This is a genomic window from Pseudochrobactrum sp. XF203 (assembly GCF_020341615.1).
In the GTDB taxonomy this organism is placed as follows: Bacteria; Pseudomonadota; Alphaproteobacteria; order Rhizobiales; family Rhizobiaceae; genus Pseudochrobactrum; species Pseudochrobactrum saccharolyticum.
On sequence record NZ_CP084392.1, the window covers coordinates 1,267,273 to 1,282,527 of the forward strand.

Here is a 15,255-nt window from a genome sequence, read left to right on the forward strand (position 1 = left end):
AAAAATTCGGAGACTAAAATGACCAGTTATGACTATGACCTGTTTGTGATCGGCGGCGGTTCCGGCGGTGTTCGGGCAGGGCGTCTTGCCGGAGCTATGGGAAAACGCGTCGGGCTGGCAGAAGAGTTTCGCATGGGCGGCACTTGTGTGATCCGCGGCTGCGTACCGAAAAAGCTTTATGTCTATGCATCCCAGTTTCCGGAACATTTCAGTGATGCTGCAGGTTATGGCTGGACTGTCGGCGAAACCAGTTTTGACTGGTCAAAGCTGGTTGCCAATAAAGAAGCTGAAATTACCCGTCTTGAAGGCCTTTATACCAAGGGGCTGAATAATGCGAAGACGGAGATTCTGCCTTATCGTGCCGTGCTGAAAGACGCCCATACAATTGAACTGGTCGGCAGCGGCAAAACTGTTACTGCGGAAACCATTTTGATCGCGACCGGTGGTCATCCGTTTATGGATGATGCCATGCCTGGGCACGAGCTTTGCATCAATTCCGATCAGGTTTTTGATCTGGCTAAGCTGCCAAAGTCGATTACTATTCAGGGCGGCGGTTATATTGCTGTTGAATTTGCCGGTATTTTCAACGGTCTGGGTGTTGAGACCACGCTGGTCTATCGTGGCAAGCAGATTTTGCACCGTTTTGACGGCGATCTGTTCCGGCTGGTTACTGAGGCGATGATTGAAAAAGGCATCCGTATTGTCACGGAAGCCAATATTACCTCAGTTGCAGAAGCCGAAGGTGAGCACCGTCTGAGTGTTACACTGAGCAATGGTGAAGTGCTGGCCGCCGATCAGGTGCTGCAGGCAATCGGCCGCGTACCGAATACAAAAGGACTTGGCCTTGAAAATGCCGGTGTGAAACAAGCGGAAGACGGTTCGATCATTGTTGACGAATATTCCCATACCAATGTGGAGAATATCTGGGCTGTCGGTGATGTGACCAATCGTGTTCAGCTGACGCCTGTCGCCATTCATGAGGCTATGTGCTTCCTTGAAACGGCATTTAAGGGCAATCCGATGCGCCCTGACCATGAGCTGATCCCGACCGCTGTCTTTTCGCAGCCGGAAATCGGCACAGTTGGCATGTCGGAGGAAGAGGCGGCGAAGCAATATGCCAATGTTGAAATTTATCGCGCGCATTTCCGCCCGATGCGCAATACGCTGGCCGGACGCTATGAGAAAATGCTGACCAAGCTGGTTGTTGATGGGGATACGCGTAAAGTGCTGGGTGCCCATGTGCTCGGGCCGGATGCCGGTGAAATGGCGCAGCTGCTTGGTATTGCTTTGAAAGCGGCAGCGTCAAAAGATGATTTTGACCGCACAATGGCGCTGCATCCTTCCGCTGCGGAAGAGTTCGTGACCATGTACACACCAAGCTACAGGCTGGTCAAAGGGCAGCGTCAGGGCTGATTATTTGTATCGCTCATGAGACAGAGTGACAGACCGGCGGTGGTAATCGCCGGTTTTTTTGTGAGTTTTGATGGATTTCGTCATAAAATTACAAGATGTGACTTAAATCTTGGCAAAAATGACAAGGCTGGAGCCTGTCGGCTTAATTGCGGCTGGTACATTGTCTTCCGGTGGACTATATACGCAAGGCTGTTACTGCAATGGTGCGGTGCAGCAGGGGATAACTCTAAATAAAATCAGAATATATTACAGGTGCTATAATGACGAAGAACTGGACACCGCAATCCTGGAGAGGCATGCCGATTAAGCAAGTGCCTTCTTATCCGGACGCGCAGGCTTTGGCCGATGTCGAGGCTCGTCTGCGTACATATCCGCCTTTGGTTTTTGCAGGGGAAGCGCGCAAGCTTACCAGGCAACTGGCCGAAGTGGCTGAAGGTCGCGCCTTCCTTTTACAGGGTGGCGATTGTGCAGAAAGCTTTGCGGAACATGGCGCGGACAATATCCGCGACTTTTTCCGCGTGTTTTTGCAGATGGCTGTTGTGCTGACTTTCGGCGGATCACAGCCTGTTGTTAAAATTGGCCGTATTGCCGGTCAGTTTGCCAAGCCGCGCTCAAGCGACATGGAAACCGTGAATGGTGTGGAACTGCCTTCTTACCGTGGTGATGTCATCAACGGTATCGAGTTCAATGAAGCATCGCGCATTCCGGATCCGAACCGTCAGGAAATGGTTTACCGCCAATCTGCGGCAACGCTCAACCTGTTGCGTGCTTTCGCACAGGGTGGCTATGCCAATCTGGAAAACGTGCATAAATGGACGCTCGGCTTTGTTTCGGACAGCCCGCAGAACGAGCGTTATGTTGCCGTTGCCAACCGCATTTCCGAGACCATCAATTTCATGCGCTCTATCGGCATTACCGCAGACAGCAATCATGCGCTGCGTGAAACCGATTTCTACACCAGCCACGAAGCTCTGCTGCTTGGCTATGAAGAAGCGCTGACCCGTGTGGATTCGACCTCGGGTGACTGGTATGGCACATCCGGCCACATGATGTGGATCGGCGACCGTACCCGCCAGCTTGACCATGCGCATATTGAATATTGCCGTGGTATCAAGAACCCGATCGGTATGAAATGCGGTCCTTCACTGGAAGCTGATGATCTGCTGCGCCTCATCGACCGTTTGAATCCGGAAAATGAAGCCGGTCGTCTGACCCTGATTGCCCGTTTCGGCTATGACAAAGTGGAAGATCATCTGCCGCGTCTGATCCGTGCGGTTGAGAAGGAAGGCCGTAAGGTTGTCTGGTCCTGCGATCCGATGCATGGCAATACGATCACTGCTGCGGGTTATAAGACCCGTCCGTTTGATCGTATTCTGAAAGAAGTTCAGAGCTTCTTTGCAGTGCATCAGGCCGAAGGCACTCATGCCGGTGGTATTCATATCGAAATGACCGGTAAGAATGTGACCGAATGCACCGGTGGTGCACGCGCCATTTCTGCAGAAGACCTGTCCGACCGTTACCACACCCATTGCGACCCGCGCCTCAATGCGGATCAGGCTCTGGAGCTGGCATTCCTCGTGGCGGAACTTCTGAAGAAAGACCGTGATTCACAACCTCAGAAAATCGCGGCAAATGCCTGATTTTAAATAGCTAAAACTATACGGGCGGGGCTTGGTTTCCCGCCCGTATTTTTATGATTTCCGGTTTATTGCGGGGCAATATGGAACGCATTTTTAAAGCATTTATCAATTCTATGCGGTCGCTGAACCATCTGGCGCGCCATGAAAAGCCGGTGCAGCAGGAACTGCTTCTGCTGCTTGTCTCTCTGCCTGTGGCATGGTTTGTGGCTGCGGATATGGCAGCCTATCTGTTGCTGGTCGGCGCGGTATTATTTCTGTTGCTGGTGGAAGTCATCAATACGTCCGTTGAAGCTACCTGCAACGCTATCAGCCGTGATTTCAAGAAAGATATTCAGATTGCCAAAGATGCAGGCTCACTTGCCGTGCTGATCGCGTCGATCATGTGTGCAACCATCTGGATTTATCATCTCTGGCCGCTTGTACGACCGCTGATTTTTTCTGCTTAAATAATGATATGGGTGCCTGTATTCACTGATCTGCACCCGTTTCTCATTGCAAGAAAAAGGCAGTCGCGGTAATGCTTGTGCTATGAGCACACAGACCACATCTCCCGATAAATTACGTATCGCAATCGCCCAGCTGAATCCGGTTATGGGCGATCTTCAGGGCAATCTTGCCAAGGCGCGTGTAGCCCGCAAAACTGCGGCTGATGCCAAGGCTGATCTGATCCTGTTTACTGAATTGTTCATCTGCGGCTATCCGCCGGAAGATCTGGTTTCCAAGCCTGCTTTTGTCAAAGCTTGTGAAAAGACAGTGCAGGCCTTTGCGCTGGAAACCGCTGACGGCGGACCGGGAGTGATTATCGGCACGCCTTTGCAACGCGAAACCGGTCTGCATAATGCGGTGATGGTGCTGGATGGCGGTAAGGTCATTGCCGAGCGCTTCAAAGTTGACCTGCCGAATTACGGTGAGTTTGACGAGCAGCGCAATTTTCAGGCTGGCGCTATGCCGGGCCCGGTCAATTTCCGTGGTGTGCGTTTAGGTATTCCGGTTTGCGAAGATATCTGGGGCGAACTCGGCGTGTGTGAAACGCTGGCAGAGAGCGGCGCGGAAATTCTGCTGGTGCCGAATGGCTCGCCATATCACCGCTCCAAAATGGAAGTGCGTCACCAGATAGCCGTGCGTCAGGTCGTCGAAACCGGTCTGCCATTGGTCTATGCCAACCAAACCGGCGGGCAGGATGAGTTGCTGTTCGATGGTGGTTCATTTGTTATCAATGCCAATCATCATCTGGCGGTGCAACTGCCGCAGTTTGAAGAGCTGGTCTCTATAACCGAGTGGACACGCGGTGCGGATGGCTGGTCTTGTGCAGACGGCGACCGCAACTGGGTGCCGGAAGGTGAGGAGGCGGACTATCTTGCCTGTATGCATGGCCTGCGTGATTATGTGAACAAGAACGGCTTCAAAAGCATCGTGCTTGGCCTGTCCGGCGGGCTGGACTCCGCGATTTGTGCAGCGCTGGCTGTTGATGCTCTGGGAAAAGACCGTGTGCATACGGTGATGCTGCCTTATCGCTATACGTCCGAAATGTCGCTCAAAGACGCGAAAGACTGCGCTGAGGCACTTGGATGCCGTTATGATATTGTGCCGATTGCAGAACCTGTTGAGGGCTTTCTCAATGTGCTGCAACCACTGTTTGCCGGCACGGAGAGCGGTGTAACTGAAGAAAATCTGCAAAGCCGCGCCCGTGGCGTTATTCTGATGGCGATTTCCAACAAATTCGGCTCGATGGTTGTAACCACCGGTAATAAGTCGGAAATGGCTGTCGGCTATGCCACGCTCTATGGCGATATGAATGGCGGCTTCAATCCGATCAAAGACCTCTACAAGATGCAGGTCTATGCGCTGGCCGACTGGCGCAATCATCATCTGCCGGAAGGTGCTATGGGACCTGAAGGCGTGGTCGTGCCGCAAAATATCATCGACAAGGCACCGAGTGCGGAACTGCGCGACAATCAGACCGATCAGGACTCCCTGCCGCCATATCCGGTGCTGGATGCGGTTCTGGAGGCTCTGGTCGAGCATGAACGCAGTGTGGATGAGATTGTTGCCGAGGGCTATGATCGCGCTGTGGTCGAGCGTGTGGAGCACCTGCTTTACATCGCCGAATATAAGCGCAGACAATCGGCGCCGGGTGTGAAGATTACCACCAAGAATTTTGGCCGCGACCGTCGTTATCCGATAACCAACCGCTTCCGCGACCGGCACTAATACAAGATCAAAAGAAGAAAATTATGACTGTAATCGTTCGTTTTGCACCGTCGCCGACCGGCTATATCCATATCGGCAATGCCCGTCCGGCGCTTTATAACTGGTTATTTGCGCTCAAAAATAAGGGGCAATTCATCCTGCGTTACGATGATACGGATGTGGAGCGCTCTCGATCAGAATATGCGGAAGCGATTGCCCGTGACATCGACTGGCTGGGCATCAAACCATCCCGCGTCGAATATCAGTCCAAGCGTTTTGCGGTCTATGATGCTGCTGTTGAAAAGCTGAAAGCAGCCGGTTTGCTCTATGCCTGTTATGAAACAGCAGAAGAACTGGAACTGCGCCGTAAATTACGTCTGACCCGCCGTCTGCCACCGGTCTATGGCCGCGATGCGCTGAAACTGACGGATGAGCAGAAGGCCGCTTTTGAAGCTGAAGGACGCAAGCCGCATTGGCGCTTCCTGCTGCCGAATTTCAAAGCAACGCCGTTTGAAACCGAGCGTACAGAAGTACATTGGGATGATCTGGTGCGCGGCCCGCAGACTGTTGATCTTGCTTCCATGTCCGATCCGGTACTGGTGCGTGAAGACGGCACCTATCTCTATACGCTGCCATCGGTGGTGGATGATATTGATATGGGCATTACCCATATTATCCGTGGCGACGACCACGTGACCAATACCGGCGCACAGATTGCAATTTTCCGTGCACTGAGCGATGTGGTTCCGGTCTTCGGTCATCATAATCTGCTGACTACAACAAGCGGTGAAGGCCTGTCCAAGCGCTCCGGTGCTTTGTCTGTTGGTAGTTTGCGCGAAGCCGGTGTGGAGCCTATGGCGGTTGCTTCTCTGGCGGTGCTGACCGGTACATCGGATAATGTTGAGCCGATTGCAACTATGGAAGAACTGGCGGCACGCTATGAACCGTCCCATGCATCAAAATCCAATGCCAAATTCGATCCGGCTGATCTGACCGGTCTCAACCGTGCTTTGATCCATCATCTGGAATTTGCCGATGTTGAACCGCGTCTGGCAGCCTTGGGTATTTCCGGCGACAAAGCTGAAGCCTTCTGGGCAACTGTGCGCGGTAATATCGACCATGTGCAGGATGCTGCGCAGTGGTGGGAAATCGTCAATCGCACCGAGCCTTTCAGTGATGCTGTGGCCGATGAAGACAAGGATTTCATCGCGCAGGCTTTCGATCTGCTGCCGGAAGCGCCTTGGGGCAGTGATGTCTGGAAAGCCTGGACAGAGGCTGTGAAAGCCGCAACCGGCCGCAAAGGCAAAACATTGTTCATGCCTTTGCGTTTGGCGCTGACCGGTGTTGCTTCCGGCCCTGAACTGGCTGATCTCTTGCCGCTTATTGGGCGGGAAAATACGCTGGCCCGACGCGCCTGATCGCCGGATCAGGCACATAATCAACGGCTTCCTGAATAAGCGGCGGGGATTTCTCCGCCGCTTTTGTATGTTTCATCACAGGGACTGCCGGAATGGAGAAGGGTGATTTGCCGACACTGGCAGTTGCCTTAACCGGTATCAGATCCGTGGTGCTGGTTATGTTTTCTGCAGGTACGAAGACGGTTGGCTGCTGCAATACGGCCTGCTTGACAGTTTTCGGCTTTTTATAAGTCTGTTTAATGCGCTTGCGTGTTGTGGTGACAGCGCGGTTTTCTTTCATCAGCCGTTCAACCTCTTGCGGGCTGCGGCAATTATAGCGGCGCATATCTGTGTAAATGACCTGTCGCAGATGTCTCTGCTGTGGTGTTGCCGCTGCACGGGAAATCTGCTGTAAGGCGCTTTCGATACGGTGTTGGGAGGCACGTATATAGCGGCATTCTTCTGAAGCAGAACCATTGCTGAATGGTCCCGGATTGCAGGAGTAACGTCTGGCATCACTGTTGGCCTGCCGCTGCATTTGGCTCAGTTGTTGATAGCGTTTGGCTTGCTGCGCATTCAGGCTGGTATGATAATCAATATTACGCAAATCCTGTTCGTAGGCACGGCATATACGGCCATCAGACAGGTTCTGTGAAATTGCAGGGCTGCTTGCAAATATAAGTGTGGCTGCAACCAACACGGCTTTAAATGCTGAAAATTGAAAAACTGCTATTTTGAAATGGATTGATGAAAACATGAAATACTCCGCTCAAATAATCTGAACTGCTAATGAGAAGAGTATGAATATTGATGGTAAATGACGTGTAAATTATTGATTTTCAATAATATTTTGAAATATCAATCATGTTTTTGTGTTTTCGGATCAGATTTTATTGCTAACAAAAAACGCCGCATCATTTTTTGAAACGATGCGGCGTTTAATTATTTTTATAGCGCTGTTGAAATCAGGCTGTTGTGCGCTGTGAAGCCTCAACAACGGCCAGTGCTGTCATATTGACAATACCGCGCGATGTAACCGACGGTGTGAGAATATGCGCAGGACGGGCTGCACCAAGCAGGATCGGGCCGACATGCAGGGCATCGGTCACAGTCTTCAGTACATTCATGGTGATATTCGCGGCATCCAGATTAGGGAAGACCAGCAGATTGGCTTCGCCCTTCAGACGGGAATTCGGGAATACGCGGTCACGCTGGAACTGCGACAGAGCCGCGTCACCATGCATTTCACCATCCACTTCCAGCTCCGGTGCGCGTTCCTGCAGAATTGCGCAGGCCTGACGCATTTTGGCTGCGCTTTTTGAATCGCGCGAACCAAAGTTGGAATGCGACAGCAGGGCAGCCTTCGGCTCAATACCAAAGCGGCGGATTTCTTTTGCCGCCAGAATGGTCATTTCCGCGATTTCTTCAGCGCTCGGATCAATGGTCACATAGGTATCTGTAAAGAACAGGGTACCGCGTGAGGAGATCAGCAGGCTGAGTGTGGAAAGATCATGCAGGCCGGTCTGAACACCGAGAATCTGTTTGACCAGCGTCAGGTGACGTTCAAAGCGGCCTTCGAGACCGCAGATCATCGCATCGGCTTCATTGCGCATCATGGCCAGAGCAGCAATTACCGTCGGATTGGTGCGCACGATGGAACGGGCGGCTTCCGGTGTCATACCCTGACGGCCGGTCAGCTTATGCATCAGATCAACATAGTCACGGTAACGCGGATCATCTTCCGGATTGATGATTTCAAAATCAACACCCGGTTTGATTTTCAGCGCATAGCGTTGCAGGCGGGTTTCGATCACATTCGGACGGCCGATCAGGATCGGCTGTGCAATGCCTTCTTCCAGCACCACCTGAGCAGCGCGCAATACGCGTTCTTCTTCACCATTGGCATAGATAACGCGTTTCTTGTCTGCGGAGCGGCGTGCAGCGGCAAAGACCGGCTTCATAATCAGGCCGGAGCGGAACACGAAGCGGTTGAGACGGTCGATATAGGCTTCCATATCGGTGATCGGGCGGGTTGCCACGCCGGTTTCCATAGCAGCTTCTGCCACAGCCGGAGCAATACGCAGGATCAGACGCGGATCAAACGGCGACGGGATCAGATAATTGGCACCAAATACCGGTGTATCACCGGAATAGGCACGGGCTGCCACATCGGATACTTCTTCGCGGGCGAGAGCAGCAATTGCTTTCACCGCAGCCATTTTCATTTCTTCATTGATGGCTGTTGCGCCGACATCCAGCGCACCGCGGAAAATATACGGGAAGCAGAGAACATTGTTCACCTGGTTCGGATAGTCCGAACGGCCGGTGCAGATGATTGCATCTTCACGCACGGCACGGGCTTCTTCCGGCATGATTTCCGGCTTCGGATTGGCCAGAGCCATAATCAGCGGGGTAGGCGCCATTTTGGCAACCATTTCCGGCTTCAATACACCTGCGGCAGATACGCCGAGGAACACATCCGCATCCGCGATAATGTCATTCAGTGTACGGGCATCGGTATCCTGAGCATAGACCTCTTTCCAGCGGTCCATCAGCTCGTTACGGCCTTTATAGACAACGCCTTCCAGATCGCTGACCCAGATATTCTTGTGCTGTGCACCAAGGCTGACCAGCAGGTTAAGACAGGCAAGCGCTGCCGCACCGGCACCGGAAACGGCGATTTTGGCTTTGGTGATATCTTTGCCGGCCAGTTCCAGACCATTCATAACGGCTGCGGCTACGATAATCGCAGTACCGTGCTGATCGTCGTGGAAAACCGGAATGTTCATTTTAGCGCGGAGCTGTTCTTCAACTTCGAAACATTCCGGCGCTTTGATGTCTTCCAGATTGATGCCGCCGAAGGTTGGTTCTAGCGCGGAAATCACATCAACCATACGCTCGACTTTGAGCGAGTCAATTTCAATGTCGAAAACATCAATATCGGCAAATTTCTTGAACAATACGGCTTTACCTTCCATCACCGGCTTGGAAGCCAGCGGGCCGATATTGCCGAGACCGAGAACGGCTGTACCGTTGGAAATAACCGCAACCAGATTGGCGCGGGCAGTATAATCGGCAGCCAGTGCCGGATCATCCTGAATAGCAAGACAAGGAGCTGCAACACCCGGGGAATAGGCCAGTGCCAGATCGCGCTGGTTGCCGAGTGTTTTTGTTGGCTGGATTTCCAGCTTACCCGGCTTTGGCGAGCGGTGGTAAAACAGTGCCGCTTCTTCAAAATCTGAGAATTTTCTGTCTGTGCCGGATACCTGTGCGGTGCCGGTGTTATTCGTGTCGTTGGATGATTTTTTTGTCATATAATTCTTGTCCAGTCAGACGATTGGGGTAGTCATCCCCGTGACAGCTAAGCAGTTAAGCAAAAGCGGGTTCCGCTTGTGCGGGGAAATCAGTCCGCCGGACTTATTTCTTTTCCGCAATGGTCTGCCCAAACTACATTAACCAAAAACACTCTGGCGCATTTGTCTCAAAGGGAGGCGCTTCGGACAAGCGTGCCATTTTGTAGGAATAAGGTCGTATATGGGATATTCGGGCAAGTTACAAATCACAGACTGCTCATTCGGCACTGTAAAAATCAAAAAATAAGCTTTTGCGGCCTGTAGCCGAAAGGGGAGCGCGATTATGTCTCAGTCAGAGTGAAATCGCGCTTAACCGAAATCCGGTTAACCCCACAATTCAGGCAGAGGCGGGGAGACTGTTGTCCCGTCATAATGCAATGCCGGTTCACGATCACGCGCCAGCAGGAGCGGGCCGTCGAGGTCGACGAAATCCGAATCCTGCGCCACCATCAGGGCAGGTGCCATGGCGAGAGACGAACCAACCATGCAGCCGACCATCACTTGCAGGCCAAGAGAACGGGCTTTGTCACGCATGACCAGCGCTTCAGTCAGGCCGCCGGTCTTATCCAGCTTGATATTCACCGCATCATAGCGGTCTTTCAGCTTTTCCAGACCTTCAGATGTATGGGCGCTTTCATCAGCGCAGACCGGCACAGGGCGGCTGGCCTGTAACAGATAGCTGTCATCGGATGAAGGCAGCGGCTGTTCGATCAGTGCAATCCCGCATTCTGCGGCCACATTGATATTTTCAGCAAAATTATCCGCATTCCAGCCTTCATTGGCATCCAGAATGATTTGCGCTTTTGGTGCGGCTTCCCGCACGGCACGAATACGCGCAGCATCATTCTCACCGCCGATTTTCACTTTAATCAGCGGATGATGCGCGAGCTTGGCGGTGGCTGTGGCCATAGCTTCCGGCGTATCAATGGAGACGGTGATCGCAGTAATCAGCGGACGTGGTGCAATATTGAGCAAAGCAGCAACTGTCGTGCCGGATTGTTTTGCCTGCAAATCCCACAAAGCGCAGTCTACGGCATTGCGTGCGGCACCGGCAGGCATAAAGGATTGCAATTTCAGACGCAGGCTTTCTGCCGAGCCGCCTTGTTTCAGCAAGGGCTCAATCGCATGAATTTGTTCGCTGACTGATTCGATGCTTTCGCCGTAACGGGCATAAGGCACACATTCGCCATGACCGCTGTGAATACCGTCACTCAATTCACACACTACGACCACAGCTTCGGTTTTGGAGCCGCGCGAGATTGTAAATTTCCCTGCAATCGGGTAGCGCTCAATAAGCAGGTTTAGATTATATTGCATTGGTACTGTCCGTAATTATAGAAATTTACGCCTGGTATAGTGCAGATAAATCATATTGGTGCAGGCGTTCGGGATTATCAGAAAGCTGATAGACTTGGATATTTGCAGAAGGGATGGAAGTAATCCGGCGCATATCTGATCCGGTTATTTCCAAACAGACTCAGGTTTTGGAAGACGCATGTTGACCGATAAAACGGGTAAAACAAGTAGCAGCCCTGCATCCGCACCCGAAATTAATGTGGTGGCGGATGATGGCGCGACTATTATCTCTTTATCCGGCCGCTGGACGTCACTGACTGTCGCCCGCGTTGATAATCAGATGCGCAAGCTGGAAAGCGGTCTTGCAGATAAAATGCAGGCACCGGTTGTGAAAGTGGATATGGGTGACATATCCGGTCTCGATACGGCCGGAGCATGGCTGATTGAGCGTCTGCGCGTTGCGCTGAGCAAACAGCAGATCAGTGTGCATATTGATAATATCCGCCCGAGCTGGACACCGTTGCTGGAAGAGGTCGGCGCTGCCGTTGAGCGCTATCAGCTGCCTGAAAAACACCGTCGTCCGTTTTTTGCAATTGCTCTGCTCGATAAGCTCGGCCGCTTCATGTATGCGGCACGCGATGATTTTTTGATGTCGATGCATATTCTGGGTGCGACGATCCGCGGTTCGCAGATGAAGTCCGGCCGCGGCAACGGCATCAGCTATGCAGCTATCGTTAATCAGATTGACCGTATGGGCGTCGGCGCGATACCTGTTGTCTTGCTGATGTCGACGATTATCGGTGCGATTATTGCCCAGCAGGGCGCCTTCCAGTTGCGCTATTTCGGTGCGGAAATTTTCGTGGTCGATCTGGTCGGTATTCTCGTACTGCGTGAAATCGGGGTGTTGCTCACTGCGATTATGATTGCAGGGCGATCCGGCAGCGCGATCACCGCGGAAATCGGCTCGATGAAAATGCGCGAGGAAACCGATGCGCTGACGGTTATTGGTCTCAATCCCGTTGGTGTGCTGGTGTTTCCGCGACTGGTGGCGCTGGTGATTGTTCTGCCAATGCTGACAATCATTGCCGATCTGGCCGCTTTGGCCGGTGCCGGTTTTGTTGCATGGGCCTATTCGGGCATTCCGCCGGAAGCTTTTATGAGCCGGTTGCGTGACGCGATTGTGACTTCAACCTATCTTGCGGGTCTGATTAAAGCGCCGTTCATGGCGATGATTATCGGTATCATGGCTTCGGTTGAGGGTATGAAGGTAAAAGGCAGCGCAGAATCACTGGGTCGTCGCGTTACCTCATCGGTGGTGAAATCGATTTTTGTGGTGATTGTCGTGGACGGCTTGTTTGCGATTTTCTACGCAGCCATCGAGTTCTAAAAATAAAGCATTACGATAAACATACGGATGAATATGACAAGCAAAGACAACCGGAAGCCATCACAGGGCACAGATGCAGGAGCGGCGCAGGAAGCCGTGATCTCCGTGCGTGATGTTACGGTTGCTTTTGGCCGTAATGTGATTTTGGACAAGCTGGATCTGGATATTCGCCGCGGCGAGGTTCTTGGTTTTATCGGTCCGTCTGGCTCGGGCAAGTCGGTGCTGATGCGCACTATTTTGGGGCTGAACCAGAAGAAATCCGGCCTGATCGATATTTTCGGACAGGATGTTGATAAGGTCAATGAGCGCCAGAAAATGGCGATTGATATGCGTATGGGCGTGCTTTTTCAGCAAGGTGCGCTGTTTTCTTCGCTGACAGTGCTGGAAAATATTCAGGTGCCGATGCGCGAATATCTCGACCTGTCGCCGAAGCTGATGAACGAACTGGCACGGCTCAAAATTGATCTGGTGGGGCTGAAACCGGATACGGCGGAGAAATATCCGTCTGAACTTTCCGGCGGGATGATTAAACGTGCTGCACTGGCACGCGCATTGGCGCTGGATCCCGAAGTGGTGTTTCTCGACGAGCCGACATCAGGGCTTGATCCGATCGGTGCGGCAGATTTCGATGATCTGATTGCCAATTTGCGCGATACGATGGGGCTGACCGTTTATATGGTAACCCATGATCTTGATAGTCTTTTTGCAATTTGCGACCGAATTGCTGTATTAGGGCAAAAGAAAGTGCTGGTAGACGGCACAGTTGAAGAATTGCTGAAATTTGACGATCCTTGGGTACAGACCTATTTCAACGGTAAGAGAGCACGGCAGATTGATATGAATGCAGCAAACCGCCGGCGCAAAAGCTCAGCAATACCGGTTGAGAAAAAAGAAACGGATTTGAGCGGGACTGAAAACCAGAATACAAATCTTGATGCAGGACCAGATACGGAATTGAATCAGTAATGGAAACAAAAGCCAATTATGTTCTGGTCGGTATTTTCACACTTGCTGTGACACTTGCCGCATTTGGTTTCGTTTATTGGGCTGCGCGTTTCGGTGACGGCAATGATACGCTGCCGCTGGAAATTCGTATTCCCGGTTCTGTGACCGGTCTGTCCAAGGGCAGTCAGGTGCTGTTTAACGGGATTAAGGTTGGCGATGTGCGCCAGATGTTCCTCGATCCGCTCAATCCGAATATGGTGATTGTGCAGTCTGAAGTGAACCGCACTACGCCGATTACCCGTTCCACCAAGGCCGAGCTTTCTTCTCAGGGTTTGACAGGTATCGCTTTTGTTGAGCTTAAGGGCGGCAGCCTGATGGAGCCTAATCTGATGGAAGAGGCGGAGAAGGGCGGCTATGTGGCGCGTATCAATGCTGATCCGTCAATCTTTACTGATCTTATGGCGACCGCGAAGGATATTTTCGGCCGTACCGAGCGTGTGCTTGGCGGGCTGGAGGGCTTTGTCAATGATGCCCGTGGTCCGCTGACAGACACAGTTAATAATGCCAAGACCTTTACTGATGCGCTGGCCAAAAATGCCGATGTAATCAGTGCGATCGGCGATAATGCTGCGGATGTTCAGAAGACGATTCAGGAAGCGCGTGAAATGATGCAGCGCCTGAATGAGGCATCCAAGCGCGTGGATGGCATCATGGCCAAAATGGACAAGCTGTTGTCGCCGGAAGACCGTGAAGGTGTTGTGGCACAGGCGAAGGCGACACTCGCCTCCATTCAGAAAACTTCGGACAATCTGGATAAGCGTCTGGCTCCGGTTGCGGATAATCTGGCGCGCTTTTCGGGCAAGGGCTTAAGCGATGTACAGTCGGTTGTCGTGGACAGCCGCCGTTCGCTGCAGCGCATTGAACAGGCGATTACCGATCTTGAGCGGGATCCTCAGCGTATTATTTTTGGTGGTTCAGGCACTGTGCCGCAATATGACGGAAGGAAACGTCACTGATGCTGAAGCATATTCTGAACTATAAACTGACAGTTCTCGGTGCCGCAGTTTTGCTGGCCGGTTGTACGACAACACCGCTCGATACATTCAGCCTCAGCTCATCGCCGCAGGTGCAGGTATCGCAGAAGCGTAAGAATGTGCAGATATTGGTGCCGACACCGGCAGCACTCAAAGCTTTGGACAGTGAGAATATTGTTATTCACGATGCGCCGGGCTCCATCACCTATCTTAAAGGGGCGCAATGGGGCGACCGTCTGACCAATCTGGTGCAGGCGCGTCTGGTGCAGGCATTTGAAAACAGCAATGCTGTCGGTGGTGTCGGACGTCCGGGTGACGGCCTCGCGATCAATTATCAGGTGCAGGCGGAGTTGCGTGATTTCGGTATCAATGCATCGTCCTCACCGCAGACAGCCAAGATAGAACTGGCTGTTCGTGTGCTGAATGACAAGACAGGTGAAGTGCGTGCCACACGGGTCTTCACATCATCCGCACCGGTCAGCGGCGCTGGTAACAAAGCCTATATCCGCGCATTGGATGCCGGTTTCAGTGATGTGACCAGACAGATCGTTGCATGGGTGGTTTCTGTTATCTGATAAAAATCAGATAAATCTTCATGCG

At 52.3% G+C, this 15,255-nt stretch carries 12 protein-coding genes; 9 read left to right on the forward strand and 3 right to left on the reverse strand.

Translation table 11 applies throughout. The features are described 5' to 3' along the window. Nucleotides 1–18 precede the first annotated feature (18 nt). The 5 genes from gor (at nt 19) to gltX (ending at nt 6,661) form a co-directional block, all read left to right on the forward strand. Nucleotides 19–1,413: a glutathione-disulfide reductase gene (gene gor, locus LDL70_RS05625; protein WP_225687668.1), complete on the forward strand. Its 1,395-nt coding sequence runs from the start codon at nt 19–21 to the stop codon at nt 1,411–1,413. A gap of 260 nt (nt 1,414–1,673) precedes the next feature. Continuing rightward, on the forward strand, nt 1,674–3,053 hold the full coding sequence (locus LDL70_RS05630; protein WP_075655519.1) for a class II 3-deoxy-7-phosphoheptulonate synthase: 1,380 nt from the start codon (nt 1,674–1,676) through the stop codon (nt 3,051–3,053). An 80-nt stretch (nt 3,054–3,133) separates the two neighbouring features. Beyond that, complete coding sequence (locus LDL70_RS05635) at nt 3,134–3,499, forward strand: diacylglycerol kinase (protein ID WP_028233502.1); 366 nt, start codon at nt 3,134–3,136, stop codon at nt 3,497–3,499. A gap of 82 nt (nt 3,500–3,581) precedes the next feature. Next, nucleotides 3,582–5,264 (forward strand): NAD+ synthase, encoded by a 1,683-nt coding sequence (locus LDL70_RS05640; protein ID WP_225687669.1) that lies wholly within the window; start codon nt 3,582–3,584, stop codon nt 5,262–5,264. A gap of 23 nt (nt 5,265–5,287) precedes the next feature. After that, nucleotides 5,288–6,661, forward strand: coding sequence for a glutamate--tRNA ligase (gene gltX / locus LDL70_RS05645; RefSeq protein ID WP_225687670.1), 1,374 nt, complete (start codon nt 5,288–5,290; stop codon nt 6,659–6,661). Here gltX and LDL70_RS05650 read toward each other — a convergent pair. The 3 genes from LDL70_RS05650 to dgcA form a co-directional block, all read right to left on the reverse strand. Then, entirely contained in the window at nt 6,624–7,397 is a 774-nt protein-coding gene (locus tag LDL70_RS05650) for a hypothetical protein (protein ID WP_225687671.1), read from the reverse strand. The genes gltX and LDL70_RS05650 overlap by 38 nt on opposite strands. 208 nt (nt 7,398–7,605) lie before the next feature. Further along, nucleotides 7,606–9,954: an NADP-dependent malic enzyme gene (locus tag LDL70_RS05655; protein ID WP_083646965.1), complete on the reverse strand. Its 2,349-nt coding sequence runs from the start codon at nt 9,952–9,954 to the stop codon at nt 7,606–7,608. Between the two features lie 363 nt (nt 9,955–10,317). After that, entirely contained in the window at nt 10,318–11,310 is a 993-nt protein-coding gene (gene dgcA, locus LDL70_RS05660; RefSeq protein ID WP_225687672.1) for an N-acetyl-D-Glu racemase DgcA, read from the reverse strand. 178 nt (nt 11,311–11,488) lie between these two features. On the opposite strand from dgcA, the gene LDL70_RS05665 reads away from it, so the two are divergent. Genes LDL70_RS05665 through LDL70_RS05680 form a run of 4 tightly spaced genes read left to right on the forward strand, consistent with a single transcriptional unit; the run spans nt 11,489 to nt 15,230 of the window. After that, nucleotides 11,489–12,676, forward strand: a complete 1,188-nt coding sequence (locus LDL70_RS05665; RefSeq protein WP_075655507.1) for an ABC transporter permease — start codon at nt 11,489–11,491, stop codon at nt 12,674–12,676. A 33-nt stretch (nt 12,677–12,709) separates the two neighbouring features. Continuing rightward, nucleotides 12,710–13,642 carry an ABC transporter ATP-binding protein gene (locus tag LDL70_RS05670; RefSeq protein WP_225687673.1) on the forward strand — a complete coding sequence of 311 codons (933 nt, stop codon included), beginning with the start codon at nt 12,710–12,712 and terminating at the stop codon, nt 13,640–13,642. Continuing rightward, nucleotides 13,642–14,637 (forward strand): MlaD family protein, encoded by a 996-nt coding sequence (locus LDL70_RS05675; protein ID WP_225687674.1) that lies wholly within the window; start codon nt 13,642–13,644, stop codon nt 14,635–14,637. The genes LDL70_RS05670 and LDL70_RS05675 overlap by 1 nt, the downstream gene beginning before the upstream one ends. After that, complete coding sequence (locus LDL70_RS05680; RefSeq protein WP_022710367.1) at nt 14,637–15,230, forward strand: ABC-type transport auxiliary lipoprotein family protein; 594 nt, start codon at nt 14,637–14,639, stop codon at nt 15,228–15,230. The genes LDL70_RS05675 and LDL70_RS05680 overlap by 1 nt, the downstream gene beginning before the upstream one ends. Nucleotides 15,231–15,255 lie beyond the last annotated feature (25 nt).

Bases quoted from the DNA above. Each gene is read 5' to 3' on its own strand.
- LDL70_RS05655 (WP_083646965.1), bottom strand. From the start codon at position 9,954: ATGACAAAAAAATCATCCAACGACACGAATAACACCGGCACCGCACAG.
- dgcA (WP_225687672.1), bottom strand. From the start codon at position 11,310: ATGCAATATAATCTAAACCTGCTTATTGAGCGCTACCCGATTGCAGGG.
- LDL70_RS05675 (WP_225687674.1), top strand. From the start codon at position 13,642: ATGGAAACAAAAGCCAATTATGTTCTGGTCGGTATTTTCACACTTGCT.
- gor (WP_225687668.1), top strand. From the start codon at position 19: ATGACCAGTTATGACTATGACCTGTTTGTGATCGGCGGCGGTTCCGGC.
- LDL70_RS05665 (WP_075655507.1), top strand. From the start codon at position 11,489: ATGTTGACCGATAAAACGGGTAAAACAAGTAGCAGCCCTGCATCCGCA.
- LDL70_RS05630 (WP_075655519.1), top strand. From the start codon at position 1,674: ATGACGAAGAACTGGACACCGCAATCCTGGAGAGGCATGCCGATTAAG.
- LDL70_RS05680 (WP_022710367.1), top strand. From the start codon at position 14,637: ATGCTGAAGCATATTCTGAACTATAAACTGACAGTTCTCGGTGCCGCA.
- gltX (WP_225687670.1), top strand. From the start codon at position 5,288: ATGACTGTAATCGTTCGTTTTGCACCGTCGCCGACCGGCTATATCCAT.
- LDL70_RS05635 (WP_028233502.1), top strand. From the start codon at position 3,134: ATGGAACGCATTTTTAAAGCATTTATCAATTCTATGCGGTCGCTGAAC.
- LDL70_RS05670 (WP_225687673.1), top strand. From the start codon at position 12,710: ATGACAAGCAAAGACAACCGGAAGCCATCACAGGGCACAGATGCAGGA.
- LDL70_RS05640 (WP_225687669.1), top strand. From the start codon at position 3,582: ATGAGCACACAGACCACATCTCCCGATAAATTACGTATCGCAATCGCC.
- LDL70_RS05650 (WP_225687671.1), bottom strand. From the start codon at position 7,397: ATGTTTTCATCAATCCATTTCAAAATAGCAGTTTTTCAATTTTCAGCA.